The following is a 26306-nucleotide window of genomic DNA, read 5'->3' as shown; positions in this document are numbered from 1 at the left end:
CTACAGAACGCTGTGCGAAAGCACGGGCAGTTGCGTGCGCGTGCGCGCGACCTGGCCGGCGTCGATGTCGAACAGCACCACGCCTTCTTCGGTGGCCTGTTGCGCCACCACCGTGCCCCAGGGGTCGACGACCAGCGACTGGCCCCAGGTCTGGCGGCCGTTCTCGTGCGTGCCGCCCTGCGCGGGCGCGACCACCCAGGCGAGGTTCTCGATGGCGCGGGCGCGCAGCAGCACTTCCCAGTGCGCGGCGCCGGTAGTGCGCGTGAAGGCGCTGGGCACCAGCAGCAGGTCGGCGCCCTTCTTTGCCAGCGCGCGGTACAGCTCGGGAAAGCGCAGGTCGTAGCAGACGCTCATGCCGACACGCCAGGCGTGGCCGTCGCGCGATGGCAGCTCGAACACCACGGGCTCGGCGCCGGGCGCGATGACGCGGCGCTCGTCGTAGCGCTCGGTGCCGTTGTCGAAGAAGAAGAGATGGATCTTGTCGTAGCGCGCCACGCATCGGCCTTCGGGCGAGAAGGCGAGCGAACTGTTGAACACGTGCTCCGCGTCGTTGCTCTCGATGGGCAGCGTGCCGCCGACGATCCACAGGCCGAACTCGCGCGCCGCGTCGGCCAGGAAGCCCTGCACCGTGCCCGCGCCGGCGGTCTCGCGCAGGCCGAGCTTGTCGGTGTCGCGCGCGCCCATCATGCAGAAATACTCGGGCAGCACCGCGAGCTCGGCGCCGGCTTCGGCGGCCTGGGCGAGCAGGTCGTGGGCGCGCGCGAGGTTGGCTTCGCGGGCGATGGCCGACACCATCTGGATGGCTGCGACTTTCATTGCGTGGTCTCCGTTTTCTTGCCTTCGTCCGCGGTCGGCGTGCTGGGCAGCCCGGGCATGTGGGGAATGCCCTGGGGCAGCAGCTGCAGCGAGCGCGGCACCTTCGCTATTTTGGGGTCGGCCCAGGTGCCTTCGATATGGAACTCCTGGGTGGCCGCGGCCGACAGCGGCTTGCTCAGCACCCACTGGGCCAGGAAGGTGCCGAGCCCGACCGCCGGATTGATGGCGGTGGCCACCAGCGCGGCGGTGCCGGCGTTGATCTCGGGCACCACCACCACGCGCAGGTCTTGCGTCTCGCGCACGATGTCGGCCGAGCCGTCCATCAGCGCGGCGGCGTTCACGCCCTTCATCTGCAGGTTGTTGGTGCTGGCGATGCCCTTGTTGATCTTCGCGTCGCCGCGGATGAAGTCGAAGGCGAAGCCTTGGCTGAACACATCGCGGAAGTCAAGCGTGAGCCGCCTGGGCAGGGCCTGCAGGCTCAGCACGCCGAGCAGCTTGGCCAGGCCGGGATCGGCCTTGAGGAACTGTCCCTGCTCGACGTCGACCTGCAGCTGCCCGCCCAGGCTCGGGTAGTCGAGCGAGAACGGCGAACCGCGCCAGTTGACGTCGCCTTCGAGCCGGCCGCGCCCGCGCCGCAGCACGCCCGGCATGCCGAAGCGGGTGAGCAGGTCGCCGGCGTCGACGATCTCGAGCTTGAAGCTCATTGCGGTGCGGCGCTGGCCGGCCGCGGCGCCGGGAATGGCCGCCCAGCTGCCCTTGGCCGAGAAGCTGGCATCGGGCGTGTTGAAAGCCAGCTTGTTGAGCGCCCATTCGCGACCCGCCCCACCGCGGTTGACGGCATCGATCTCGGCGCGGCCCAGGCGCTTGCCGAACAGCTCGAAGTCGTCGACCACGATGTCCAGGGCGGGCAAGGTGCCGGGCTGTTCGTCGAGCAGGGTCTCGACCTGCGTGGCCTCGGACGGCGCGATCTTCAGCCGCGCGAGTCGCGCATAAAGACGGCCGGCCTGCGTGTGGCTGTACTCGGCATAGCCGCTGAGTTCGGTGGCGTCGATATTGGCGCGCCAGAGCGTGCCGTCGCGCGTGCCGCCGAGCACCACGTTGTGCAGCGTGCGGCCCGCGATGCCCAGTTGCTGCGCGCGCACCGCGATGCGCGTGGGCAGGTAGGCCAGCAGCGAGGTGTCGTCGGGCCGCTCGGCGGCTTCCGTGCCGGTGCTGGCTCCGATGGCGTCGCCGGCCAGCGACTGCAAGGCGCCCATGTCGAGCTTGCCGACGTTGATGTTCGCGAACACGCCCTTGTCGGGCAGGCTGGCGGTTTCGCCCGGCGCCAGTCCGATGCCGATGCTGCCGCGCGACACGCGCGCCTCGCCGCCGGCCAGGTCGCGCACGTACTGCACCGAGCCGACCCGGGCGAGGTCGAACGAGAGCTGGTCCTGCGTGGCCGCGCCCAGGTTGGCGGCGCCCTGGCGGGCTTCGCGCGCCAGCACTTTCTTTTCGACGCGCAGCGGCATCTGCTCTTCGGCGGTCTTCATGAGCGGCGGCGGCAGCTGCAGCGCCAGGCCCTGCAGGCTGCTGGTGAGCGAGAACTCGGGCGTGCCGTCGCGCGTCGAGAAGGTGGCGGCGAAGGGCGTGCTGCCGGTCGCGCTCTTCGCAAGGCGGGCGAGCCAGTCGACCTCGCGCGCGCCGCGCAGGCCGTCGGCCGTGGCTGTGCCCTGCGCCTTGAGCGCGACCTCGCGGTTGGGGCCGGAGAAGCGGCCGCGGCCTTCGATGCGGATGTCGCCGCCCAGCAGCCTTGCCTGCACGCCGGCCAGCGTGAAGCCGGTCTCGGTGAAGTTGAGCGTGCCCCTGGTCTGCGAGAACGACGGTGCCTCGGGCACGATCTGCAGCTCGTTGTCGGCCAGCGTCACGCTGGCCTGCACCTTGGTGTTGTCCATGGCCGCGAGCGGCATGTCCAGGTGCAGCTTGTAGTCGGCCGAGCCGGTGGCGCGCGCACGCTGCATGATTTCGCCGACACCCCCCGTCTCGAGACCGGCCAGCGGCGCCCCAACGCGCAGCACCTCGGCCAGCGGGCCCTTGGCCTGGGCATCGACGCGCAGTTGCGGCGCATGGTGCGACAGCTCCGGGATGTGCGCCTCGGCCTTGGTCACCTCGACGCCGGCGGTGCCGGCCAGGCGGCCGCGCGCATTGCGCACCAGCATGCTGTCGCGCTCGAACACCAGTTCGCCCGACAGCGCGGTGAGCGGCGGCCACACGGCCGGCGGCTTGCCGTTGCGCGCCGGGGTGGCCGGCACATGGGGCGGCGAATAGGCGTAGTCGACGTCGGCCACCTTGGCCACGATGCGGAATTCGCCCAGCTTCGGGTCCAGGAAGGGCATGTCGTGCAGGTCGCCGCGCACGCGGAAGTCGACGCTGCTGGCGGTGCCCTTGGTGACGGCATCGCGCACGTAGTCGCGCGTGTGCTGGGGAATGTCGAGCGGCAGGTAGCGGAACACGCGCGTGCCGTCGGCACGGGTCAGCTTGCCCTGCAGGTCGAGCACGCCGGGGTAGTGGCCCTTGCTGCTGGAGGTGGCGGGGTTGCTGGTGCGCCAACTGGCTTCGGCGTCGCCCTCGGCGTCGACGTTGGCGAAGCGCAGCTTGGAGACTTGCAGCTGCGCATTGCCGTTGTCGAGCTTCCACTGCAGCTGGGCCGAGAGCCGGTCGATGGGGATGACGGGCTCCTCGAACACGCCCGGAAATTCGAGCGTGCCCTGCGCGATGGCCAGCGTGGCGGTGCCGCCCGCGTGGGTGGCGTCGAAGTCGACGGTGGCGCCGCTCAGGCCGGGGGTGCCGGCATGGACCTTCGGAGGGGCCGCCGAGGCACCGGCATTGGCCGTCGTCGTGGTGGCGGCCGGAGCCGGCGGGGTGGCGGGTGCCGGTTGTGGCGCCGTGCCGGGCTGCGAAGCCACGCGCAGGCCGCTCACGCGGCCCTTGGCCTGGTAGCGGTCGGGGGCGCCCAGGGTGCCCTGCCAGTTGAGGTCGATGTGCTCGACCAGGCCGCGCGGCGCATAGGCATCGAGCATGCGATGCGAGGCTTCGCCCAACGGCAGCCGGTCGGCGATGAGGGCCAACGCCGCGAGGTCGAGCCGGTCGGCGCGCAACGCGCCGTGCTCGGGCGTGCGGCCCTTGGCGGGCGTGTGCTGCAGCCACAGGTTGCCGCCGGGCCAGCGCAGGCCGTCGCTGGTGTCGAACTGCAGCGCGGTGGTCGCGAACTCGAGCGTGTCCGCGGTGAGTTGGCCCGACAGCCGGCCGGTGACGCCGCGCAGCACCAGCGGCTGCAGTCCCTTGTCGAGCGAGACGTCGACCTTGTCGAGCCCCAGGTCGGCCGCGCCGCCGACGATCTGGCCGTCGTCCACGTCGGCCCACACGCGCAGCGCGCCGTTGCCTTCGCGGATGCGGGCGTCGAGCGACACGTACTGCCCGAGCCGGGTCACATCGATGTAGGGCAGGTCGGCATAGAGCTGGCCATCCCAGGTCTGCCAGTGGCCGCTGCGCATCGACAGCAGCGGCTGGCGGAACTGGCCGCGCAGCGTGAAGCGCTCGCCCCAGCCGGCCGGCGGCGTGGCGTCGAGCCGCACGCCGTGGCGCAGGCCGGTGTTGCGCGCGACGAAGCGCACGTCGGTCAGCAGCAGGGGTTCGGCCTGGCGCTGCTCGTCGGTCCAGCGCACGGTGCCGCCTTCGATGACCAGCTCGCGCTGCGCGAAAAACCAGTCGGCGCCGCGGGTCTCTCCGCTCGTTTCGGTGTCCATGTGCAAACCAGCCACATGGAGTTTTCCCTGAGTGTCGCGGCGCACGTCGAGCTGCGGACCCTCGATGTAAAGCTGCTCGAAATTGAGGCGCCAGAGCGAACGCGGCGACACGCTGGCCACCACGCGCACGAGGCGAAGGGCCTCGCGCTTGTCGCTGTCCTGCAGCACCACGTCGCGCAATTCGAAGGCCGGGAAAAGCCCTTCGGAGCGGGCGGTGATCGAGCCGATGCGGACCGGCACGCCGATGGCCTTGCTAGCCTGTGCCTCGAGAGCCCCGCGAAAATCACCGATTCGCGGCACAATCCACGCGTGTAGGACAACGACTGACAGCGCCAGCAGAAGCCATGCAGCGATCAACAGACCCAGCAGCCAGCGCGCCGTCACAGCGGTGATTTTGAGCAGACGTGAAGGGGTAGACGCCGTGTCGTTCATTGAGGATCGCGCTGTGTCGGGAATTATGACCGCCAGCATTCAGAGGGGTTCCACGGAAACCAGCATCAGTGTGAACCAGTTGCCAGCCACTTCGACGCAAACAGCGTTCTCTTCCTACTCACGCTTCGTGCAGCGCCTGCGTCGCAGGTATGCGGCCGAGCTTTCATTGCTTCCCCCTGGCGCGCCGCGGCGCGAATCGATGACGGTGGCTTACGAGGCATTGCGCCTGCGTGGGGACAGCGTCGGCGATGCCCTGAGGATTGTGCGGCAGCTCGTGATGGAGCGGCTTGTAACTCTTGATTGCGACGAGCAGGCGCCGCTGGCCGTGGTGACCACCGCGGTCACCGAGCTGGCCGAGCTGGCCCTGGACATCGCGTGCCAGGACGCCTGCCACGAGCTCGACGCCGTGCACGGCGCGCCGCTCGGCCCCGATGGCCAGCGCGCGCAGCTGTGGATCGTGGGCATGGGCAAGCTCGGCGCGCGCGAGCTCAACGTGTCGAGCGACATCGACCTGATCTACCTCTACGACCTGGACGGCGAGACCCGGGGCGACGCCGACGGGCGCGGCCGGCTGTCCAACCAGGAGTACTTCGCGCGGGCTGTGAAGCGCATCTATGCGCTGGTGGGCGACATCACCGAGCACGGCTTCGTGTTCCGCGTCGACCTGGCCCTGCGGCCCAACGGCAACTCGGGCCCGAGCGTGGTTTCGCTCGACGCGCTGGAAGAATATTTCCAGGTGCAGGGCCGCGAGTGGGAGCGCTTTGCCTGGATGAAGAGCCGCGTGGTGGCCCCGCGCGACGTGGTGCAGGCCGGCCAGGCCCAATCGCTGCGCGGCGCGGTGCTGCCCTTCGTGTTCCGCCGCTACCTCGACTACAGCGTGTTCGATTCGCTGCGCGTGCTGCACCGGCAGATCCGCGACCAGTCGGCCCGCCGCAGCGCCGGACGGCCCGAGCGGGCCAACGACGTGAAGCTGTCGCGCGGCGGCATCCGCGAGATCGAGTTCACCGTGCAGCTGCTGCAGGTGGTGCGCGGCGGCCAGTTCCCCGAACTGCGCACGCGGCCCACGCTCGACGCGCTGCAGCGCCTGGCGCGCGCCAACCTGATGCCGCAGGAAACCGCCGATACGCTGGCCGCGGCCTACGAGTTCCTGCGCCGCGTGGAGCACCGCATCCAGTACCTCGACGACCAGCAGACCCATGTGCTGCCGGTGGCCGACGACGACCTGCGCTGGATTGCCCAGACCCTCGGCTATGCCGACTGCTGCGCCTTCCTCGCGCAGCTCGACACCCACCGCGAGTTCGTCGCGCAGGAGTTCGACAAGCTGCTCGGCGGCGAGAAGCCGTGCAACGGCAAGTGCAGCGGCAAGAAGGCCGCGGCGCCCGCCGAGCTGGCCGACCTGCTCGACGACCTGCCGCAGGTCTTTGCCGAACGCATCCGCGACTGGTGCGAGCAGCCCCGCGTGCTGGCCCTGCGCGAAGAAACCCGCGTGCGGCTGCGTCAGCTGGTGCAGCGCACCGGCGTGTGGCTCAAGGAGGCCGACGGCGACGGGCCGGGGCAGACCCCGCGCCATGTCGATGCGGCCATGCGCTGGGCCGACTGGATCGAACCGCTGATGCGCCGCGAGAGCTACCTGGCACTGCTGGTCGAGCGGCCGGCCGTGCAGGAGCGCCTGCTACGCCTGCTGGGCGCGGCCCGCTGGCCTGCGCGCTACCTGATGCAGCACCCCGGCGTCATCGACGAACTGGCGAGCGACGAAATGCTCTCCGGCCGCTTCGTGGCCGCCGAGTTCGAGCGTGAGCTCGAGGCGCGCCATGCCTCGCTCACCCGCACCGGCGAGGCCGACGAAGAGCGCCTGCTGAACCTGCTGCGCCACGCGCACCATGCCGAGGTGTTCCGCACGCTGGCGCGCGACGTGGACGGCCGCATCACCGTCGAGCAGGTGGCCGACGACCTGAGCGCGCTGGCAGACACCACGCTGCGCGTGACCGCCCGCTGGTGCTGGCCGCATGTGCGCAACCGCCATCGCGAAGTGCCGCAGTTCGCGATCATCGGCTACGGCAAGCTGGGCGGCAAGGAACTGGGCTACGGCAGCGACCTCGACATCGTGTTCGTCTACGACGACAGCGACGAGCGCGCCGGCGAGGTCTATGCGGCCTACGTGCGCAAGCTCATCAACTGGCTCACGGTGAAGACGCGCGAAGGCGACCTCTTCGAGATCGACACCGCGCTGCGCCCCAACGGCAACTCCGGCCTGCTGACCACCAGCTTCGAGGCCTACGAGAAGTACCAGCTTGGCCGCGGCAGCAACACGGCGTGGACCTGGGAGCACCAGGCCATGACGCGCGCGCGCTTCGTGCTGGGCAGCGCGGACCACGGCGCCGAACTCGGCGCGCGCTTCGACCAGGTGCGCGAGGCCGTGCTGGTCGCACCGCGCGACCGCGAGGCGCTGAAGGCCGAGATCATCGCAATGCGCGAGAAGCTGCGCGGCGCGCGGCCGGTGAAGGCCGGCCGCTTCGACGTGAAGCACAGCCCCGGCGGCATGGTCGATGCCGAGTTCGCAGTGCAGTTCCTGGTGCTGTCGTCCTCGGGCGAGCACCCCGAGCTGATTCCGAACGTGGGCAACATCGCGCTGCTGCTGCGCGCCGAACTGGCCGGGCTGCTGCCCGAAGGCGTGGGCCGCAGCGCGGCGCGGGCCTATCGAGAGCTGCGCCGCGTGCAGCATCGCGCGCGCCTGAACGAAGAACCGACGCAAGTCACCCCGCCCGCATTGGCCGCCGAACGCGACGCCATGCTGGCGCTCTGGAAGGCGGTATTTGGCTGACGGCACCCGCACCCCCATGACCACCGCGCTGGCCGCCTGCGCGGTGGCCGTCGCCGTCTTCCTCGCGGGTTGCGCGAGCGGTCCGCGCTCCAGCGGGAGCGGTGCCGCCACCGGCCGCGACGGCCCGGGCACGAACATTCCGTCCGACCTGGCGCGCGTGCCCGACGCAGAACCCCGCATCGAGCCCATCCGCACCAACGGCGGCACCGCCAAGCCTTACTCGGTGCTGGGGCGCGGCTATGCGCCGATCACCGACGACCAACCGTTCCGCGAATCGGGACTGGCCTCGTGGTACGGGACCAAATTCCACGCGCAGTCGACATCCAGCGGCGAGCCCTACGACATGTACGCCATGACGGCCGCGCACAAGACGCTGCCGCTGCCAAGCTACGTGCGCGTGCGCAACCCGGCCAACGGACGCGAAGTGATCGTGCGCGTGAACGACCGCGGCCCCTTCGTCGACGGCCGCGTCATCGACCTGAGCTACACCGCCGCGCTGAAGCTCGACCTGCTGCGCGGCGTGGCGCCGGTGGAAATCGAACGCATCACGAACGAAGACATCCGCACCGGTGCATGGCGGCGGGATTCGGGAACGGCTTATGCGGCGGCAGCGCCTGCGGCGGTTGCGCCCGCCGCGCCGTTCGTTCCCGTGCGCGTGGCGTCGTCGTCGCGTCCCTCGAATGCGCAGCAGCCCGTGGTGGTGCCCGCCCAGTGGGCGACGCCGGTCGCCACGACCAGCAGTGGCTACAACGACCTACCGCCGCCCGCGTCCACCATGCCGGTCGCGCCGCAGACGCCGATCGCCGCCATGCCGCCGGTGGGGGCCGAGCCGGAATCGGCGCAGTCGCCGCCGTCCATTCCGCCGTCGCGCCCCGCCATCGTGGTGACCGACCTGGCGCCGCTGCAGGCTGCGCCTTCGTCACCGCCGCCATTGCCCCCGGGCGCACCGTCGCCATCCACGGCGCTGCAGGGCTTCTGGGTGCAGCTCGGCGCGTTTCGCGAACGCGACGGCGCCGAGAGCATGCTGAACCAGGCCGCGCACGGCCTGCCGTCGCTGGCGTCGCAGCTGCGCGTGTTCAGCGAGGCGGGCACGCACCGGCTGCAGGCCGGGCCGTTCCCGTCGCGCAGCGCGGCCGGCGAGGTCGTCACGCAGTTGCGCGACAGCCTGCGCATCGCGCCGATGGTGGTGGAGCGGCGCTGAGCTTCAGTCCAGCGCCTTGGCCGCGACCGGCAGGCGCATGCCGACGCCCAGGCGGTTCCAGCTGTTGATCTGCGCAATCGCCACCGAGAGTTCGGCGATTTCCTGGTCGTTGAAGTTGGCCTTGAGCGCGGCGAACTCGGCATCGCGTTCGTCGTGGCGGTCGGCCAGCCGCGTGAGCGACTCGGCCCAGGCCAGCGCGGCACGCTCGCGCTCGCTGTAGAAGCTCACTTCGCGCCAGGTCGACAGGCTGTTGATGCGCTGCCATTGCTCGCCATGCTTGCGCAGGTCGCGCACATGCATGTCGAGGCAGTAGGCGCAGCCGTTGATCTGCGAGACGCGGGCGAAGACAAGGTCGATCAGCACCTTGCCGAGCGTGCTCGACTCGAGCGTGGCGTTGACCGAAAGAAAGGCCTCGAAGGACTTCGGGGCCAGCTTGGACCAGTTGAGGCGCAGGTTGCTGTGCATGGTTTTCTCCAGGTGGGTTGCGATGAAATCTGCTTGCTTACCCACTGAAGACGGGCGAGCCCCGCGCCCTGTGACATGCCGCGCGAACTATTTCGAAGAAAAAAGGCTGGCGATGCGCGCCAGCTTGTCGGGGTTGCGCTGCGCGCGGATGCGCACGATGCGGCCGTCTTCGATCTCGAAGGTCTGGGCCGACTCGAGCTCGCCGTCGAGAAAGCGCAGCATGCCCGGCTCGCCGTTGATATCGACAATTTCCATGCGCACCGCCGGACCCATGCGACGCCAGAGTGAAAAGTAAAGCTGCGCCACGCGCTGGCTGCCGTGCAGGCTCTTGCTGAAGGTCTGCACCTTGCCGCCGCCGTCGCCGATGAGCTCGGCGTCTTCGGCCATCAGCGCCTTCAGGCCTTGCAGGCTGCCGCGCGCGGCGGCATCGGCAAAGGCGCGCAGAAGGCGCTCGTGGGTTTCGCGCGGCACGCTGAAGCGGGGGCGCCCTTCCTGCACCTGGGCCTTGGCGCGGTGCACCAGCTGCCGGCAGGCGGCCTCGCTCTTGCCGAGGGTGCGGGCGACTTCGTCGTAGTCGGCATCGAACACCTCGCGCAGCAGGAAAGCGGCGCGGGCCTCGGGGGCCAGGCGCTCGAGCACGGCCAGGAAGGCGACGGAGATGTTGTCGGCCCGCTCGAGCAGCTGCTCCGGCGTTGCCGGGGAGTCGGATGCATCAGTGAGCGTGGGCTCGGGCATCCAGGCGCCGATGTAGTGCTCGCGCTGGACCTTGGCGGCGCGCAGCCGGTCGATCGACAGGCGCGTGACGACCGTCACGAGCCAGGCTTCGGCGCTGTCCAGCGTGTTCTTGGCGGCTTCGTGCCAGCGCAGCCAGGCGTCCTGCACGACTTCTTCCGCCTCGGCGACCGAGCCGAGCATGCGGTAGGCGATGCCCTGCAGGCGAGGGCGGTGGCGGTTGAAAGTGAGGGTGGCGTCGTCCATGACTGCTAGACGGCTGGCACGCGCGGTTTGTGACACGAGCCCCAAAAAAAATCGCCCCGGGGTGCGGGGCGAGTTCTTTTCTTTGTTTATGCGCCCTGGTACTCGGGCTTGGGGCCGAGGGAAGCGGCCAGTTCCTTGCGGTAGCGGTTCAGTTCCTGGACCGTCTTGAAGCTGCGGTTCATGAGCAGGCTCAGGTTGTGCAGGATGCGCTCGCCGACCTTGGTTTCCCAGACGGCGTCGAACTTGATCTGCTTGTCGAGCCAGTGCTCGAGCCAGTCAGGGTCGGGCATGCGGCTCTGGATGGTGTCGTTGGGGAACAGCGCCTTGTTGACGTGCAGGTTCGTCGGGTGCAGGGCCTGCGCCGTGCGGCGGGCGCTGGCCATCAGGACGCCGACCTTGGTGAAGGCGGAGCGGGCCTCGTCGCCGAACTTTTCCATCGCGCGCTTCATGTAGCGCAGGTAGGCGCCGCCGTGGCGGGCTTCGTCCTGGCTCAGCGTGGTGTAGATGTGCTTGATGACCGGCTCGGTGTGCCACTGGGCGGCACGGCGATACCAGTGGTTGAGGCGGATCTCGCCGCAGAAGTGCAGCATGAGGGTTTCGAGCGGGGGCGCCGGGTCGAAGTCGAAGCGCACTTCGTGCAGTTCGGCCTCGGTGGGGGCGTGCTTGGGGCTGAAGCGCTTGAGGTACTCCATGAGCACCAGCGAGTGTTTCTGCTCTTCGAAGAACCAGATCGACATGAAAGCCGAAAAGTCGCTATCGTGGCGGTTGTCGCGCAGGAACATCTCGGTGGCCGGCAACGCCGCCCACTCCGTGATGGCATTCATCTTGATGGTCTGCGCCTGCTCTTCCGTCAGCAAAGAAGCGTCGAACGACTGCCAGGGAATGTCCTTGTCCATGTCCCAGCGGACGGATTCGAGTTGTCTGAAAAGTTCCGGATAGAGCATCAATGTCTTTCTATGGCCGTCGATTTTAGTCGGCCCGTTTGGCGCGACCATGACAGACGCGCGATGATGCGTATACGCGCGCCCTCGCGGCACGGATGCGCATTCCCCCTTTTTGATCAGGAGTCCGCCATGCGAACCCACTCCCCATTGTCGACTCTACTCGGCCTCGTACCGGCTATCTCCCTCCTGGCGAGCCTGTTTACGGCCCTTCCGGCCAGTGCGCAAACACCGCCGGCGGCCATCGCTCCGGTGGAGGCCGCGGGGTGCCCGGCCATCCTTCAACACACCTTCCCGCGGCTGCAGGATGAAAAACCCCAAACACTGTGCCAGTACTCCGGCAAGGTGGTCCTGGTGGTCAATACGGCCAGCTTTTGCGGCTTCACGCCGCAGTACAAGGGCCTGGAGGCGCTGGACATGAAGTACCGCTCGCGCGGCCTCGTGGTGCTGGGCTTCCCGTCGAACGACTTCGCCCAGGAATCGGGCTCGAACAAGGAAATCGCGGACTTCTGCGAAAGCACCTTCGGTGTGAAATTCCCGATGTTCGCCAAGTCGTCGGTGCGCGGCACCGAGGCGAATCCGTTGTTCAAACAGCTCGCGCAGGCCTCCGGCACGACGCCCAAGTGGAACTTCTACAAGTACCTGATCGGGCGCGACGGCAAGGTCGTGCAGGCGTGGTCGAGCATGACGGCGCCCGACGAGAACGGCTTCGTCAACGTCATCGAGAAGCAGCTCGGGCCAAATTGAGACTGAGCAGTTCACAAAAAGACGGATCGGTAATATTATTTACCGATGCGTCCAATCCTCCGTGAACTCAGCGAAACAAACGTTTACCACTGCAGTGGGAACCGTGCCGCGGGCGCCGCGCTCCTAACTTGCGTGGGCAGTGATTGCCCACCAGTTTTCATGTTGCGAGGTCTTCCGGACGCCTGCCGTCCGGTCGAAATCCCGAGGCGATTCTTCTCCTCCTCCCTCCCTCCCTCCTTCGCGTCGGGGCGCCTCGCAGCATTTTTGTCTTCCAGCCGGGCGGGGGTCGCGCCATGACGCAGCCCCCTCGCATCGCCGTCATCGGCGCCGGCATCTCCGGACTGGCCGCTGCGCACACGCTGCGCGACGTGGCCGCCATCACCCTCTTCGAAGCCAGTGGCTACTTCGGTGGCCATGCCCACACGGCAACCATCGAGCTTCCGCGCTCACACGCCGACGCCACCCGCGTCGCGCACGGCGTGGACACCGGCTTCCTGGTCTACAACGACCGCACCTATCCCCACCTGATCCAACTGTTCTCCGATCTCGGCGTCGAGACGGCGGCGTCGGACATGTCGTTCTCGGTGCAGGCCACGCGCGACGACGGCCGCCCGCTCGAGTGGAGCGGCAACAACCTCGACACCGTGTTCGCGCAGCGCCGCAACCTGTTCGATGCCCGCTTCCTAGGCATGCTGCGCGACCTGCTGCGCTTCAACCGCCTCACCACCCGCATCGCCGTGGCCGGCACCGAGGGCGAGCTGGCCCAGCCGCTCGGCGAGTTCCTCGACGCCAACCGCTTCGGCGCGGCCTTCCGCGACTGGTATTTCCTGCCGATGATGGGCTGCATCTGGAGCTGCTCGACCACGCAGATGCTGGCCTTCCCGGTGGCCACCATGATCCGGTTCTGCCACAACCACGGCCTGATCCAGATCGCCAACCGGCCCCAGTGGCGCACCGTGCGCGGCGGCTCGCGCAACTATGTCGAGAAAATCGTCGCGGGCCTGCCCGACAAGCGCCTGAACACCCCCGTGCGGCGCATCACCCGCACCGAGCACGGCGTGCTGCTGGCGACCGACGCCGGCACCGAGCGCTTCGACCACGTCGTGCTGGCCACCCATTCCGACCAGTCGCTGGCGATGCTCGGCGACGCCAGCCCCGCCGAAGCCGCCGTGCTCGGCGCGATCCGCTACCAGCCGAACCACGCCGTGCTCCACACCGACGCCGCCGTGCTGCCGCAGCGCCGCTCGGCCTGGGCTGCCTGGAACTACGAGCGGGCCGCCGCCGGCGAGCGCGAATCGGGCCGCGTCTGCCTGCACTACCTGCTGAACAAGCTGCAGCCGCTGCCCTGGGAGCAGCCGGTCGTCGTTTCGTTGAATCCGGTCCGCGAGATCCAGCGTAGTCAGGTCATGGCGGAATACGACTACGACCACCCGGTGCTCGACCTTGCCGCGATCCGCGCGCAGGCCGAGGTGCCGGCCCTGCAAGGCCAGCGCAACACTTGGTTCGCGGGCGCCTGGATGGGCTACGGCTTCCACGAAGACGGCCTGAAGGCCGGCCTGGCCGCCGCGGCCGGCCTGCGCGCGCGGCTGTCTTCCGGCGACGACGCGGCGGCGAGGCGCGCGGCATGACCCCGACGCAGGCCGTGCCGCTGATGGGCTTCGGGGAAGTCCGCCATGCACGCCTGCGCCCGGCGCGCAACGCCTTCGTCTATCCGACCTATTTCCTGATGCTGCCGATGCGCAGCCTGCGCGCGCACGGCAGCAAGGCCCTGGCGCTCAACCGCCGCGCCGCGATTTCCTTCCACGACGCCGACCACGGCGACGGCCGTGCGCCCCACCAAGGCGGCGCGCTGGCCTGGCTCGACGAGCTGCTGGCGGCTCACCGCATCCACGACGCCACGGGCGAAGCCTGGCTGCACTGCTATCCGCGCGTGTTCGGCTACACCTTCAAGCCGGTGAGCTTCTGGTACTGCCACACACCCGAAGGCGTGCTACGGGCCATCGTGGTCGAGGTCAACAACACCTTCGGCGAGCGCCACTGCTACCTGCTCGACCGCCCCGTGTACGGCGCCGAACTCAAGGCCGAGAAGGCCTTCCATGTTTCACCGTTCTGCCAGGTCAGCGGCGGCTACCGCTTCCGCTTCTTCGTCGATGCCGAGCTGACGCGCACCGTGGTGCGCATCGACCACGACGACGCCGAAGGCCCGCTGCTGCAGACCAGCGTGAGCGGCCAGCTCGCCCCCATGAACGCCGCCAGCGTGCGGCGCGCGCTGTGGCGCTATCCGGCGATGACCTTCGGGCTGATCGCGCGCATCCACTGGCAGGCCGCGAAGCTCTGGCTCAAGCGCGTGCCTTTCGTCGCCAAGCCGGCGCCGCCCACCCACTTCGTTTCACGCGACAACCAGCAGCAGGCGAACTCATGACTTCCACCAGCACCACAGCCTCCCGCTTTTCGCTGCCCCAGGACGCGCCCGGCGCGGCGCGCACCGTGCTCGGCCTGCTGCAGCGGCTGGCCTACGGCTCGCTCACCGTGCGCCTGCCCGACGACTCGGTGCGGCACTTCGGCGCCACGCCGGGCAGCGGCCCCACCGCCTCGCTCACGCTGCGCAACTGGAACGTTTGCAAGGCCGCGCTCAAGTCGGGCGACATCGGCTTCGCCGAGAGCTACATCGCGGGCGACTGGACCACGCCCAACCTCACCGAGCTGATCAAGGTGTTCATCGCCAACCGCCGCGCCATCGAGGACGTGGTGTACGGCAGCTGGTTCGGGCGCCTGCTTTATCGCGTGCGGCACATCATGAACCGCAACAGCAAGGCCGGCAGTTCGCGCAACATCCATGCGCACTACGACCTGGGCAATGCTTTCTACAAGCTCTGGCTCGACGAGACGATGAACTACTCGTCGGCCTGGTTCGAGGGCGACCTTTCCAAGCCGATGCCCGAGGCGCAGCGCGCCAAGGTGCGCCGCGCGCTCGAACTCGCGGCGGTGAAGCCAGGAGACCGCGTGCTCGAAATCGGCTGCGGCTGGGGCGCGCTGGCCGAGATGGCGGCCGTCGACTTCGGTGCCTCGGTGACCGGCGTGACGCTTTCCACCGAGCAGTTGGCCTTCGCGCAGCAGCGCACAGCCGGGCTGCGGGCCGACCTGCGCCTGCAGGACTACCGCGACATCTCGGACGCGCCATTCGACGCCGTCTGCTCCATCGAGATGGTGGAGGCCGTGGGCCGCGAATACTGGCCGACCTACTTCCAGAGCGTGAGCCGGCTGCTCAAGCCGGGCGGCCGCGCCTGCGTGCAGAGCATCGTGATCGACGACGAACTGTTCGACCGCTACATCGACTCGACCGACTTCATCCAGCAGTACATCTTCCCGGGCGGCTGCCTGCCCTGCCCGCGCGAGTTCCGCCGCGAGGCCGAGGCCGCGGGGCTGGAGGTGGTGGACGAGTTCGCCTTTGGCGCCGACTACGCCGAGACGCTGCGCCGCTGGCGCGAGAGCTTCCTGGGCCAGCGCGGGCAGATCCTGCAGCTGGGCTTCGACGAGCGCTTCATGCGCATCTGGGAGTTCTACCTGGCCTACTGCGAGGCCGCGTTCTCGCAGGCCAACATCGACGTAGTTCAGTACACGCTGCGCAAGCGCTAGATCGCGCGGCCTTTCTTCGTGTCGCCTTCCTTCGGACCTCTGGCCGGCTTGCGCTATGGCCTCCTGGGGCTGCCGCTCGCCTTCGTGGCGCTGCCGCTCTATGTGCTGCTGCCCAACCACTACGCACGCGAATTCGGCGTGCCGCTGGCCACGCTGGGTGCGGTGCTGCTGGGCGCGCGCTTGCTCGATGCACTGATCGACCCGCTGCTCGGGCGGCTCAGCGACCGGCTGCATGCGCGCTCGCCGCGCGCGGTGCTTGGCTGCGGCGCCGTCGCGGCCGGCGTGCTGCTGGTGGGCTTCGGGCTGCTGTTCTTTCCGCAGGCGCTGGTCGACCCGTCGAACCACGTCGCGCTGCTGGTGGCCGCCGCCGTGCTGCTGGCGCTGACCTACGCGGGCTACAGCATGCTGAGCATCGCGCACCAGTCGTGGGGCGCGATGCTGGGCGGCGACGCCTTGCAGCGCGGGCGCATCGTGGGCTGGCGCGAAGGCCTGGGGCTGGTCGGCGTGGTGCTCGCCTCGGTGATCCCCACACTGGCGGGGCTGCCCGCGATGGTGACGCTGTTCGGCGTGCTGCTGGCGATTGGCTGGGTGCTCTGGACGCAGGCGCCGCGGCCCGTGCGTGGCTCCGCGCCGCACGCGGCGGTCGACCTGCGGCTGCCGCTGCGCCGGCCGGCTTTTCGCCGGCTGCTGGTGGTGTTCGTGCTCAACGGCATCGCGAGCGCGGTGCCGGCCACGCTGGTGCTGTTCTTCGTGCAAGACCGGCTGCGCGCCCCGGCCTCGCTGGAACCGGCTTTCCTGGGCCTCTACTTCGTGATGGCGGCGGCGTCGATTCCAGCGTGGCTGCGTATCGTGAGACGCTTCGGGCTGGCGCGCTCATGGCTCGGGGGCATGTGCATGTCGGTGGCGGTGTTCGCCTGGGCCGGCGCGATGGGCGCGGGCGACGCGGTGCCGTTCCTGGTGGTCTGTGCGCTGTCGGGCTTTGCCATCGGCTCCGACCTGGTGCTGCCCAGCGCCCTGCTGGCCGGGATCATCGCCGAGGCCGGCGACCAGCCGCATGCCGGCGCCTACTTCGGCTGGTGGAATTTCGCGACCAAGCTCAATCTCGCGCTGGCGGCGGGGCTGGCGCTGCCGCTGCTCGGGCTGGCCGGCTATGTGCCCGGCGCGCGCGAGCCGGGGGCGCTGCGGGCGCTGTCCCTGGCCTATTGCCTGCTGCCCTGCGTGCTCAAGGTGCTGGCGGGCGCCTCGCTGTGGGCATTGGTGATCCGCCCGGCGGCCGCGGCTTCGCAGCCCGTGCCGGTACCGAAGGCCGCGCCTTGAAGCCGCTGAACCCGCTGATCGCCGCCTGGCAGGGCAAGACGGCATGGGTCGTGGGTGCGTCCACTGGCATCGGCCGGGCGACGGTGCTGGCGCTGCTCGAACGCGGGGCGCGGGTCGGGGTGTCGGCGCGCAACGGCGAGGCGCTCGAAGAACTGGCGGCGCTGCACAACGACGCCGGCCAGCCGCCGCGCGTGATCGTGCTGCCGCTCGACGTGCGCGACAGCGCCTCGGTGGCGGCCGCGCACGCCCGGCTGCTGGCGGCCACCGGCACGATCGACTTCGTGCTCTGCAACGCCGCCACTTACGACGCACTGCGCGCCGATGCCTTCTCGCTCGAAGTCATGCTGGCGCACCAGCAGGTCAACTATGTCGGCACGCTGCATGTGCTGGCGGCGGTGCTGCCGGGCTTCGTGGCGCGCGGTGCGGGGCATGTGTCGATCACCGGCAGCGTGGCCGGCTTTCGCGGGCTGCCCAAGAGCCTGGCCTACGGCCCGACCAAGGCCGCGCTCACCAATCTGGCGGAGGTGCTGTACGTCGACCTGCATGCGCGCGGCATCGGCGTGAGCGTGGTGCAGCCGGGATTCGTCGACACCCCGCTCACGGCGAAGAACGATTTCAGGATGCCGGCGCTGATCACCCCGGCCCAGGCGGCCGAAGCCATGCTCGAGGGCTGGCGCCGGGGCGACTTCGAGATCCATTTCCCGCGCCGCTTCACCTTCTGGATGAAGCTGATGCGGCTGTTGCCCTACCGCTTGTACTTTCCGGCGGTGGCGCGGTTCACCGGCTTGTGAAGGTAGCGGAGGGATTCTTCGCGAGACACCGTGGAACCGGCTTCGCAGGGCCACCGGTGTCGCCCCCGGTGAGGGGGAAGGAGAAGCGACACGAAGTGCGCGAAGCCTGGGGGAGAGTCAAGGCTGCGTGTCTATGAAGCTGGGGCGCAGCATCAGCTTGTCATACAGCTTGGCGAGGTTGGCGTGGTCGGCGCGCCAGTCGATCTCGGGGAAGCGCAGGTTCAGCCAGCCGAGCGTGCAGCCGACCGCGATGTCCGACAGGCTCAGATGGATGCCGCTGCAGAAAGGCTTGTCGCTCAGGCCCTTGGCCATGGCCGCGACGCCGTCCAACACCTTGGTGCGCTGGCGCTCGATCCAGGCCGCGCTGCGCTCGCCGTCATTGCGGCCAGGCCAGGTGGCTTCCAGGCGCCAGAGTACGCCGGCGTCCATGACGCCATCGGCCAGCGCTTCCCAGGTCTTGACCTCGGCGCGCTCGCGGCCTTGCTGGGGAATCAGCTTGCCGACAGGCGACAGGGTGTCGAGGTATTCGACGATCACGCGGGAGTCGAACATCGCCTCGCCGCCTTCCATGATCAGGCAGGGCACCTTCCCCAGCGGGTTGGAGCTGGCGATGGTGGTGTCGGCAGCCCAGACGTCTTCGATCAGGAACTGGTAATCGAGCCGCTTTTCAGCCAGCACCACACGCACCTTGCGCACATACGGGCTGGCGGCCGATCCGATCAGTTTCATGAAGGCTCTCTCCCTAAACTATGACAACGTTTGTTAATAGTCATTTTAGGTGAACGGGAAAACCAGAGGCCCGGATCGACCCGAATGTGTCGGGCCGGCCCCACGGACCGCCGGCCGCCTAAAATTGAGGCATGAGCTTTTCCACCGTTTCCGCCCTTTCCCCCCTTGATGGCCGCTACGCGGCCAAACTCGCGGCGTTGCGCCCGCTGATGAGCGAACAGGGCTATATGCACCGTCGCGTGCAAGTCGAGGTGGCGTGGTTCATTGCGCTGTCCGACTGCGGCTTCGCCGAATTCAAGCCCCTGACGGGCGGCGCCCGCAAGTACCTGCTGGGCCTGGTGTCCCACTTTTCCGAGGCCGACGCGCTGGCCATCAAGGAAATCGAGAAAACCACCAACCACGACGTGAAAGCGGTCGAGTACTGGATCAAGTCCAAGTTCGAGGCCCGGCCCGAACTGCTGGCCGCCGCCGAGTTCGTGCACTTCGCCTGCACCAGCGAAGACATCAACAACACCAGCCACGCCCTGCAGATCCAGGCCGCGCGCGACAAGGTGGTGCTGCCCGCCATCGACGGCCTGATCGCCAAGCTGCGCGAAATGGCGCACCAGTTCGCCAATGTGTCGATGCTCTCGCGCACGCACGGCCAGACCGCCAGCCCGACCACCGTGGGCAAGGAAATCGCCAACGTGGCGGTGCGCCTGTCGAAGGCCCGGGCGCAGATCGCCTCGGTGCAGCTGCTGGGCAAGATGAACGGCGCCGTGGGCAACTACAACGCCCACCTGGCCGCCTGGCCGGAGTTCGACTGGGAGGCCTTCAGCCGCAAGGTCATCGAGACGCCCGCGCCGCTGGGCCTGGGCCTGAGCTTCCAGCCGTACAGCATCCAGATCGAGCCGCACGACTACATGGCCGAGCTGTTCGACGCGGTGGCCCGCGCCGACACCATCCTGATCGACTTCTCGCGCGACATCTGGGGCTACGTGAGCCTGGGCTACTTCAAGCAGCGCCTGAAGAAGGGCGAGATCGGCTCGTCGACGATGCCGCACAAGGTCAACCCGATCGACTTCGAGAACGCCGAAGGCAACCTGGGCCTGGCCAACGCGCTGCTGCGCCACCTGAGCGAGAAGCTGCCGATCAGCCGCTGGCAGCGCGACCTGACCGACAGCACGGTGCTGCGCAACATCGGCGTGGCTTTCGGCTACGCCACGCTGGCCTACGCAAGCCTGGCCACCGGCCTGGGCAAGCTCGAGCTCAACGAAGAAGCGCTGGCCGAAGACCTCGACGCCTCGTGGGAAGTGCTGGCCGAGCCGATCCAGACGGTGATGCGCCGCTTCGGCGTGCAGGGCGCCTACGAGCAGCTCAAGGAAGTCACGCGCGGCAAGACCGTGACGGCCGAGGCGCTGCACGGGCTGATCCGCTCGCTGGAGATTCCGGAAGAAGAAAAGGCCCGCCTCCTGGCCATGACACCGGCCAGCTACGTGGGCAAGGCGGCGGAGCTCGCCAGTAGAATCTAAGCCTTCGTGTACCGATACACCAGCCGCCTGAGGGCGGCTGTTTCACGTCGGTCGCGTCTTTTTTCAGCCAACGCCCTCGCGGGGCGCCAGCCAACAACACTGTTTTAGGGGACTCGCCGTCCCCTGTTGGTCATGCGCGCCCCTCTGAGACGCCTCTGGCTCAGGATTCACCGCTGGATCGGCCTCACGCTCGGTCCGATCCTCGCCCTCACGGCACTGCTCGGCGCAATGCTGGTGGTGGCGCTGCCGCTCGACCGCTACGCACATCCGGCCTTCTTCACTGCTCGCTCGACGGGTGATGCCCCGCTGCAACTCGAGCCGCTGCGCGCGCGGCTGGCCGCCGAGTTCGGCCCCGATGCCAACTTCACCCTGCGCCCGCCGCGCCGGCCCGGCGACACGCTCTGGGTGATGGTACGCGGCCAGTGGGAAGGCACGCTCTACCTCGACCCCACCACCGGCGCCGAGCAAGGCCGGCGCGGCACCCACGAGGGCGCCTACAACCTGCTGTTCGAGCTGCACAGCAGCCTGCTGCTGGAAGACACCGGCAAGGCCATCCTGGCCGTCGTCGCGCTGGCCTATCTGTTCCTGCTGGTCACGGGCCTGGTGCTCTGGTGGCCCGTGCGCTGGCCGCCGTCGCTGCGCATCGTGCTCGACCGCGGCCTGCTGCGCGGGCTGTTCGACCTGCACCGCACGGGCGGCGCGGTGCTCGGGCTGCTGATCGCGGTGTCGGTGGCCACGGGCGCCTACATGGCGTGGCGGCCGCTGGGCAACTTCATTTCCGGCCTGGCCGGGCAGCAGCCGGTCAAGCCACCGGTGATCGCCAAGGGCGCGGCCACCGGCCCGCGCCTGCCGCTCGATGAACTCGTGGCCCGCGCGCAGCAGGCTTTTCCGGGCCAGCCCATCGGCTACATCCAGGTGCCCGGCAAGACCAGCCGGCCGATGCGCGTGCGCTTCCGGCTGTCCGACGACCCGCATCCGAACGGCATCGGCTCGGTATGGCTGAACACCGTCACGGGCGAAGTGCTGGCCGCGCGCAAGTGGCAGGACCTGGACGCCGGCAACGGCATGGTGGCGGTGGTCTATCCGCTGCACACGGGCGAACTGGGCGGCCTGCTGCACGAGGCGCTCACGGTGCTGCTGGGCCTGGCGCTCGGCGGGCTGGGCCTGAGCGGCGTGTGGCTCTGGTGGCGCCGGCGCGCCGAGCGCCGCCGGGCCCGCGCACCACAGATTCATTCGACAACATAGAGAACAGAGGGATTCCTTGAACACGCACAGACATCGACACAAGCGCACGGCCATCGCCCTGGCGCTGCTGCCCCTGAGCCTGCAGGGCTTTGCCGCCGAGGCGCAGCCCGCGGCCGAACCATCGAAATCGCTCGAAGCCATCACCGTCACCGGCGACTGGCTCGGCACCCCCAGCGAAGCCAAGGTGCTGGAGCACGCCGGCGCGCGGACCATCATCGAGCGCAAGCAGATCCAGGAAAGCGGCTCGGCCAGCGTGCGCGACGTGCTGCGCCAGGTGCCCGGCGTGCAGGTGCAGGAGAGCAACGGCACCGGCGGCAGCGACATCTCGCTGAACGTGGGCGTGCGCGGGCTGACCTCGCGCCTGTCGCCGCGCTCCACGGTGCTGCTGGACGGCGTGCCGCTGGCCTATGCGCCCTACGGCCAGCCGCAGCTGTCGCTGGCACCGCTGTCGCTGGGCAACCTGGAGGCGGTCGACGTGGTGCGCGGCGCGGGCTCTGTGCGCTATGGCCCCCAGAACGTGGGCGGCATCATCAACTTCGTGTCGCGCGCGATTCCCTCCACGTTCGCGGAAGAGGCCAGCGTGGGGGTCGAGAGCGCCGGCCACGGCGGCGGCATCAAGACCACGCCCAGCGTGTTCATCGGCGGCACCAACGAGAACGGCCTGGGCCTGGCGCTGCTGTATTCGGGCACGCACGGCGACGGCTGGCGCCAGAGCAACGACCGCACGAGCATCGACGACCTGATGCTCAAGGGCGCCTACCGCCTCTCGAAGACCGACGACATCGCGGTGTCGCTGCATCACTTCGAGGGCCAGGGCACCATGCCGGGCGGCCTGACGACGGCGCAGTTCGCGGCCAACCCGTTCCAGTCGGACCGCCCCTTCGACGAGTTCACCGGCCGCCGCACCGACGGCTCGATCAAGTACACGCACAACGACGGCGTGAACAAGTTCGAGCTGCTGACCTACTACACCGACTCGTTCCGCGGCAGCCACATCGAACAGGAAGGCAGCGGCACCACCGCCGGCCAGCGCCGCCTGACCGCCGCGCCGCGCAGCTACAAGACCTTTGCCGTGGAGCCGCGCTACTCGCGCCTGTTCGACTCCGGCAGCGTGGTGCAGGAGGTGAGCGTGGGCTACCGCTACCTGAAGGAAGACACGCAGGAAACCGCCACGCGCAGCGCCTACTACCGGCCGCGCCCGGGCTTCGACGCCTACAGCCTGGCCAACCCCGCCTACCAGACCAGCAAGGGCGGCACGACCGCGCATGCGTTCTACATCGACGACCGCATCGACTTCGGCAACTGGACGGTCACGCCCGGCGTGCGCTATGAATCGATCCGCTCGTTCAACGACGTGATCAACCTCACCAACGGCCGCGTCACCGGCGCGCTGCAGCCGAAGGCCGACGCCAACGAGGTACTGCCGACGCTGTCGGTGATGTACCGCATGAACGAGCGCTGGTCGCTGTTCGCGAACGCGGGCGTGTCGTTCGGTCCTCAGCAGTACGCGCAGCTCGCGCAGTCGACCAACGGCCTGCATGCCGAGAAGGCCAACACCTACGAGATCGGCACGCACTACAAGAGCGAAGCGCTGAGCGGCGAGCTGACGCTGTTCAACATCGACTTCGACAAGGAACTGCAGCTGGCCCGCTCCATCGTGGGCGACGGCCAGTGGACCGACCTGGGCGCCACGCAGCATCGCGGGCTGGAGTCGGCCTTGCGCTACGAACTGGCCGAGCTGAATCCGTCGCTCAAGGGCATGTCGGTGTCGGCGACCTACACGTACACGCAGGCAATCTCGAAGGCCGGCGTGTTCGCGGGCCGCGACCTGCCGTTCTACTCGCGCAACGTGGCGACGCTGGGCGCGCGCTACGAGCGCGGGCCGTGGACCTTCAACGCCGACCTGTATGCGCAGTCGAAGCAGCGTTCGCCGGGCTCGCCCGACACGGGCGCCATCTACATCACGCAGGAAGACGCGACCGGCCGGCTGGGCAACATCCCGGGCTACGCGCTCGTGAACCTGCGCGCCGGCTACGACTTCGGCAAGAACATGCGCAACCTCAAGGTGGCCGTGGGCGTGAAGAACCTGTTCGACCGCCGCTACTTCAACCGCTCGGTGGACAACAACGGCGGCAAGTACGTGGGGCAGCCGCGCACGCTGTACGTGCAGGCCTCTGTGGCGTTCTAAGAGCGGCACCGGGTGCGCGCGGCGCATACACTCGCGCACCCATGGCCCTCAAATCCACCATCTTCAAGGCCACCCTCGCGGTGGCCGACATCGACCACGGCTACTACGCCGACCATGCGCTGACCCTGGCGCGCCACCCCAGCGAGACCGACGAACGGATGATGATCCGGCTCGTCGCGCTCGCGCTCAACGCGCACCAGCTGCAGGACATCTGCAACGGCGACGGCACGCTGGCCTTCGGCGCCGGCCTGTCGAACGTCGACGAGCCCGACGTGTGGCTGCGCGACTTCACCGGCGAGGTGAAGATCTGGATCGAGGTCGGCCAGCCGGAAGACAAGCCCATCATCAAGGCCTGCGGCAAGGCGGACGAGGTGATCGTCTATTGCTTCAACCACGCAGCCGAGATCTGGTGGCGCGGCATCGAGAACAAGCTCACGCGGCCGCAGAACCTCAAGGTCTACCGCGTGCCGACCGACGCCTCGCAGGCGCTAGCCGCGCTCGCGCAGCGCAGCATGCAGCTGCAGGCGACGATCCAGGAAAACACGCTGACGCTGGGCGACGGCACCAACAGCATCGACATCGAGCTGCTGCGCTGGAAGTAAGGCTCACGCTGGCCGTCAGGCGGCCGGCATCATCTCGCCGCATTGCCAGCACTGCTCGAAGCCGCCTTCGACGTGCTCGCCGCACACGCACTGCCAGCTGCGCTGCGGGCGATGTTGCAGCTCGTGCAGAAGACGCCTGGCGAGGTCGAACTGGGTCTCGTCGTCGATCCAGATCTCGGGCAGGCACTGGTCGGGCGGCAACTGGCCCATGACCGCACCGAGGAACTCGCGCTGCACGGTGGCGGCCACGCCCTCTTCGCGCAATGCGTGCGCCCACACGGTCGCGATGGCGAGGTTGGGGGCTTGCGCGAGGCGGCGCATCTTCAGGGGGCCCAGCTCTGCTCGTCGTCGGGATCGAACTCGGGGTCCTGGTCGGCGGAAAGCGGCTTTGCGGGCTCGGCTTCGCGCGCCCGCTCGGCGTAGCGGTTGAAGCGCCAGGCCGAGTCCTCCATGGTGATGCGGCGCCAGGTGACGCGCTTCTCGACCGGCGTCATGGCGGGCCAGTGCTGCACTTCGTCGAAGCTGCGGCCGCAGCCCTTGCATTCGTCGTCGCCCTGGCTGGTGGAGCAGATCGCGATGCACGGCGTGTCGGGCGTGCTTTCGTACCAGGCCAGCCAGGCGGCCCAGGCTTTGGGCGGAAAGCCGACCTCGTCGACCTCGTCCTCGTGATGAAAGACCATGAGCGCGTAGACCTCGGCCAGCGCGCGCAATTCGGGGCCCAGCGTGACCCCGTCGGGCGAAGGCGATTTCTCGCGCCAGTGGTTGATGGCGGCCTCGATGTCGGTGATGTGTATGGCGGCCATGAAGAATGAAAAATTCAGCGAGCGGGGATCATAGACCGGCAATTCCCCGAGGCAGTGAAGGGCCATGCTTGCTACAGAACAAGGAGCATTCAAGCCCCTGTTCATGCGCTTTTCGAGGACATTCTTTTTAAGCCCCTGAAAACTTTCGGTTGCGCCTCCAAGGGCTTCGATGCTCTAATCCCGCCCACGAAGGGGAGTAGCTCCCGACCGCCGTCCACGACGGCGCGAATCGTCAGGTCGTCAATACGAAGCAAAACACTTCCGGCCTGTCGGGCAGCGTACGCGCATTGTTTTTTGCGCGCGCGCCGTCGAGCAAGACCTTCGATTTGAACCTGTGCAGGTTTGGTCGAAGCGTTCGCGAGTCCCCGGTGTCACCCGGCCTTCATTCCTCGCTTTCGATCATCTGAACAGGATGAATCGAAACGCATCGCCATGCGCCTTCGTCGTCGCCCTTTCGAGGGGAGAGGCTGGGGCGCGACAACAAAGAGGAACCTATGGAACTGTTCATGGCCCCGGAATTCTGGGTCGCTGTCGGTCAGATCATCATGATCGACATCCTGCTCGGCGGCGACAACGCCGTCGTGATCGCACTGGCCTGCCGCAAGCTGCCGCCGCACCAACGCACCAAGGGCATCCTGTGGGGCACCGCCGGCGCCATCATCCTGCGCGTCATCCTGATCTTCTTCGCGCTCACGCTGCTGGCCATTCCGTTCCTGAAGCTGGTCGGCGCCATCCTGCTGGTGTGGATCGGCGTGAAGTTGCTGGCACCCGAGCATGACGACGCGCACGGCAACATCACCGGCAGCGACAAGCTGTGGGGCGCGGTCAAGACCGTGATCATTGCCGACCTCGTGATGAGCGTGGACAACGTGATCGCCATCGCCGGTGCCGCGCAAGGCGCGGGCGAAGGCCACCAGATGCCGCTCGTGATCTTCGGCCTGCTCGTGAGCATCCCGATCATCGTCTGGGGCAGCCAGCTTGTCATCAAGCTGATGGACAAGTTCCCGATGATCATCACCGCCGGCGGCATGCTGCTCGGCTGGATCGCCGGCACGATGGCCGTGTCCGACCCCGCGCTCGCGAACGCCGCGGCCTGGACCTGGGTGCCGAAGGTTCCGCAGACCGACACGATCAAGTACGCAGCCGGTATCGGTGGCGCGCTGCTGGTGTTGGCAGTGGGCAAGTGGGTTGCCGCCCGGCAGGCCCGCAACAAGCCCGAGACCCCGGTGACCACCGGCTGAGCATTGCTCGGCCGTCACCGGACATCGATACCGCGAACTTCTGTCACCAGCCAGCCTCTG

At 68.5% G+C, this 26306-nt stretch carries 21 protein-coding genes; 13 read left to right on the top strand and 8 right to left on the bottom strand.

The window, feature by feature from the left end; genetic code table 11:
• Both L3V85_RS03545 and L3V85_RS03540 read right to left on the bottom strand, forming a co-directional pair.
• Positions 1–816 (bottom strand): carbon-nitrogen hydrolase family protein, encoded by an 816-nt coding sequence (locus L3V85_RS03545; RefSeq protein WP_237678039.1) that lies wholly within the window; start codon positions 814–816, stop codon positions 1–3.
• A complete protein-coding gene (locus L3V85_RS03540; RefSeq protein WP_337250111.1) occupies positions 813–5030 on the bottom strand; it encodes a YhdP family protein in 4218 nt (1405 codons plus the stop codon). Before L3V85_RS03540 ends, L3V85_RS03545 begins: the two co-directional genes overlap by 4 nt.
• 25 nt (positions 5031–5055) lie before the next feature.
• Between L3V85_RS03540 and glnE the strand changes: the two genes are divergently transcribed.
• Together glnE and L3V85_RS03530 are read left to right on the top strand one after the other, a co-directional pair.
• Positions 5056–7851, top strand: coding sequence for a bifunctional [glutamate--ammonia ligase]-adenylyl-L-tyrosine phosphorylase/[glutamate--ammonia-ligase] adenylyltransferase (glnE, locus tag L3V85_RS03535; protein WP_237678037.1), 2796 nt, complete (start codon positions 5056–5058; stop codon positions 7849–7851).
• Positions 7844–9052 (top strand): septal ring lytic transglycosylase RlpA family protein, encoded by a 1209-nt coding sequence (locus L3V85_RS03530; protein ID WP_414080172.1) that lies wholly within the window; start codon positions 7844–7846, stop codon positions 9050–9052. Before glnE ends, L3V85_RS03530 begins: the two co-directional genes overlap by 8 nt.
• Before the next feature lie 3 nt (positions 9053–9055).
• Here L3V85_RS03530 and L3V85_RS03525 read toward each other — a convergent pair whose 3' ends face one another.
• The 3 genes from L3V85_RS03525 to L3V85_RS03515 all read right to left on the bottom strand — a co-directional run bounded on the left by L3V85_RS03525 (position 9056) and on the right by L3V85_RS03515 (position 11439).
• The gene (locus L3V85_RS03525; protein WP_237678035.1) at positions 9056–9517 is read right to left on the bottom strand and encodes a carboxymuconolactone decarboxylase family protein; all 462 of its coding nucleotides are present in this window, start codon (positions 9515–9517) and stop codon (positions 9056–9058) included.
• A gap of 87 nt (positions 9518–9604) precedes the next feature.
• Positions 9605–10495: an RNA polymerase sigma-70 factor gene (locus L3V85_RS03520; RefSeq protein WP_237678034.1), complete on the bottom strand. Its 891-nt coding sequence runs from the start codon at positions 10493–10495 to the stop codon at positions 9605–9607.
• A gap of 86 nt (positions 10496–10581) precedes the next feature.
• A complete protein-coding gene (locus tag L3V85_RS03515) occupies positions 10582–11439 on the bottom strand; it encodes a ferritin-like domain-containing protein (RefSeq protein WP_237678033.1) in 858 nt (285 codons plus the stop codon).
• 129 nt (positions 11440–11568) lie between these two features.
• Between L3V85_RS03515 and L3V85_RS03510 the strand changes: the two genes are divergently transcribed.
• The 6 genes from L3V85_RS03510 to L3V85_RS03485 all read left to right on the top strand — a co-directional run bounded on the left by L3V85_RS03510 (position 11569) and on the right by L3V85_RS03485 (position 17927).
• Positions 11569–12183: a glutathione peroxidase gene (locus tag L3V85_RS03510; RefSeq protein WP_237678032.1), complete on the top strand. Its 615-nt coding sequence runs from the start codon at positions 11569–11571 to the stop codon at positions 12181–12183.
• A 293-nt stretch (positions 12184–12476) separates the two neighbouring features.
• Entirely contained in the window at positions 12477–13811 is a 1335-nt protein-coding gene (locus L3V85_RS03505; protein WP_237678031.1) for an NAD(P)/FAD-dependent oxidoreductase, read from the top strand.
• Complete coding sequence (locus L3V85_RS03500) at positions 13808–14605, top strand: DUF1365 domain-containing protein (RefSeq protein WP_237678030.1); 798 nt, start codon at positions 13808–13810, stop codon at positions 14603–14605. Before L3V85_RS03505 ends, L3V85_RS03500 begins: the two co-directional genes overlap by 4 nt.
• Positions 14602–15819 carry an SAM-dependent methyltransferase gene (locus tag L3V85_RS03495; protein ID WP_237678029.1) on the top strand — a complete coding sequence of 406 codons (1218 nt, stop codon included), beginning with the start codon at positions 14602–14604 and terminating at the stop codon, positions 15817–15819. The genes L3V85_RS03500 and L3V85_RS03495 overlap by 4 nt, the downstream gene beginning before the upstream one ends.
• An 18-nt stretch (positions 15820–15837) precedes the next feature.
• Complete coding sequence (locus tag L3V85_RS03490; RefSeq protein WP_237678028.1) at positions 15838–17136, top strand: MFS transporter; 1299 nt, start codon at positions 15838–15840, stop codon at positions 17134–17136.
• A complete protein-coding gene (locus L3V85_RS03485; protein ID WP_237678027.1) occupies positions 17133–17927 on the top strand; it encodes an SDR family NAD(P)-dependent oxidoreductase in 795 nt (264 codons plus the stop codon). The genes L3V85_RS03490 and L3V85_RS03485 overlap by 4 nt, the downstream gene beginning before the upstream one ends.
• A 117-nt stretch (positions 17928–18044) precedes the next feature.
• Here the strand turns inward: L3V85_RS03485 and L3V85_RS03480 are convergent, their stop codons facing one another.
• Complete coding sequence (locus L3V85_RS03480; RefSeq protein WP_237678026.1) at positions 18045–18656, bottom strand: glutathione S-transferase N-terminal domain-containing protein; 612 nt, start codon at positions 18654–18656, stop codon at positions 18045–18047.
• 131 nt (positions 18657–18787) lie between these two features.
• Between L3V85_RS03480 and purB the strand changes: the two genes are divergently transcribed.
• The 4 genes from purB (at position 18788) to L3V85_RS03460 (ending at position 24202) form a co-directional block, all read left to right on the top strand.
• Positions 18788–20167, top strand: a complete 1380-nt coding sequence (purB, locus tag L3V85_RS03475) for an adenylosuccinate lyase (protein WP_237678025.1) — start codon at positions 18788–18790, stop codon at positions 20165–20167.
• A 132-nt stretch (positions 20168–20299) separates the two neighbouring features.
• Positions 20300–21412, top strand: a complete 1113-nt coding sequence (locus tag L3V85_RS03470; RefSeq protein WP_237678024.1) for a PepSY-associated TM helix domain-containing protein — start codon at positions 20300–20302, stop codon at positions 21410–21412.
• A 16-nt stretch (positions 21413–21428) separates the two neighbouring features.
• Complete coding sequence (locus L3V85_RS03465; protein ID WP_237678023.1) at positions 21429–23600, top strand: TonB-dependent receptor family protein; 2172 nt, start codon at positions 21429–21431, stop codon at positions 23598–23600.
• 41 nt (positions 23601–23641) lie between these two features.
• The gene (locus L3V85_RS03460; protein ID WP_237678022.1) at positions 23642–24202 is read left to right on the top strand and encodes a YaeQ family protein; all 561 of its coding nucleotides are present in this window, start codon (positions 23642–23644) and stop codon (positions 24200–24202) included.
• 15 nt (positions 24203–24217) lie between these two features.
• Here the strand turns inward: L3V85_RS03460 and L3V85_RS03455 are convergent, their stop codons facing one another.
• Together L3V85_RS03455 and L3V85_RS03450 are read right to left on the bottom strand one after the other, a co-directional pair.
• The gene (locus tag L3V85_RS03455; RefSeq protein WP_237678021.1) at positions 24218–24523 is read right to left on the bottom strand and encodes a putative signal transducing protein; all 306 of its coding nucleotides are present in this window, start codon (positions 24521–24523) and stop codon (positions 24218–24220) included.
• 2 nt (positions 24524–24525) lie between these two features.
• Complete coding sequence (locus L3V85_RS03450; RefSeq protein WP_237678020.1) at positions 24526–25005, bottom strand: DUF3717 domain-containing protein; 480 nt, start codon at positions 25003–25005, stop codon at positions 24526–24528.
• 494 nt (positions 25006–25499) lie between these two features.
• Here L3V85_RS03450 and L3V85_RS03445 point away from each other — a divergent pair, with 494 nt between their 5' ends.
• On the top strand, positions 25500–26246 hold the full coding sequence (locus L3V85_RS03445; RefSeq protein WP_237678019.1) for a TerC family protein: 747 nt from the start codon (positions 25500–25502) through the stop codon (positions 26244–26246).
• Positions 26247–26306 lie beyond the last annotated feature (60 nt).

The organism is Variovorax paradoxus, assembly GCF_022009635.1.
Classification (GTDB): domain Bacteria; phylum Pseudomonadota; class Gammaproteobacteria; order Burkholderiales; family Burkholderiaceae_C; genus Variovorax.
The sequence above is the reverse complement of the archived record's forward strand: the minus strand, read 5'-3'. Positions and strand labels throughout refer to the sequence as shown.

Bases quoted from the DNA above. Each gene is read 5' to 3' on its own strand.
- L3V85_RS03545 (WP_237678039.1), bottom strand. From the start codon at position 816: ATGAAAGTCGCAGCCATCCAGATGGTGTCGGCCATCGCCCGCGAAGCC.
- L3V85_RS03540 (WP_337250111.1), bottom strand. From the start codon at position 5,030: ATGAACGACACGGCGTCTACCCCTTCACGTCTGCTCAAAATCACCGCT.
- glnE (WP_237678037.1), top strand. From the start codon at position 5,056: ATGACCGCCAGCATTCAGAGGGGTTCCACGGAAACCAGCATCAGTGTG.
- L3V85_RS03525 (WP_237678035.1), bottom strand. From the start codon at position 9,517: ATGCACAGCAACCTGCGCCTCAACTGGTCCAAGCTGGCCCCGAAGTCC.
- L3V85_RS03520 (WP_237678034.1), bottom strand. From the start codon at position 10,495: ATGGACGACGCCACCCTCACTTTCAACCGCCACCGCCCTCGCCTGCAG.
- L3V85_RS03515 (WP_237678033.1), bottom strand. From the start codon at position 11,439: ATGCTCTATCCGGAACTTTTCAGACAACTCGAATCCGTCCGCTGGGAC.
- L3V85_RS03510 (WP_237678032.1), top strand. From the start codon at position 11,569: ATGCGAACCCACTCCCCATTGTCGACTCTACTCGGCCTCGTACCGGCT.
- L3V85_RS03505 (WP_237678031.1), top strand. From the start codon at position 12,477: ATGACGCAGCCCCCTCGCATCGCCGTCATCGGCGCCGGCATCTCCGGA.
- L3V85_RS03500 (WP_237678030.1), top strand. From the start codon at position 13,808: ATGACCCCGACGCAGGCCGTGCCGCTGATGGGCTTCGGGGAAGTCCGC.
- L3V85_RS03495 (WP_237678029.1), top strand. From the start codon at position 14,602: ATGACTTCCACCAGCACCACAGCCTCCCGCTTTTCGCTGCCCCAGGAC.
- L3V85_RS03480 (WP_237678026.1), bottom strand. From the start codon at position 18,656: ATGAAACTGATCGGATCGGCCGCCAGCCCGTATGTGCGCAAGGTGCGT.
- purB (WP_237678025.1), top strand. From the start codon at position 18,788: ATGAGCTTTTCCACCGTTTCCGCCCTTTCCCCCCTTGATGGCCGCTAC.
- L3V85_RS03470 (WP_237678024.1), top strand. From the start codon at position 20,300: ATGCGCGCCCCTCTGAGACGCCTCTGGCTCAGGATTCACCGCTGGATC.
- L3V85_RS03460 (WP_237678022.1), top strand. From the start codon at position 23,642: ATGGCCCTCAAATCCACCATCTTCAAGGCCACCCTCGCGGTGGCCGAC.
- L3V85_RS03455 (WP_237678021.1), bottom strand. From the start codon at position 24,523: ATGCGCCGCCTCGCGCAAGCCCCCAACCTCGCCATCGCGACCGTGTGG.
- L3V85_RS03450 (WP_237678020.1), bottom strand. From the start codon at position 25,005: ATGGCCGCCATACACATCACCGACATCGAGGCCGCCATCAACCACTGG.
- L3V85_RS03445 (WP_237678019.1), top strand. From the start codon at position 25,500: ATGGAACTGTTCATGGCCCCGGAATTCTGGGTCGCTGTCGGTCAGATC.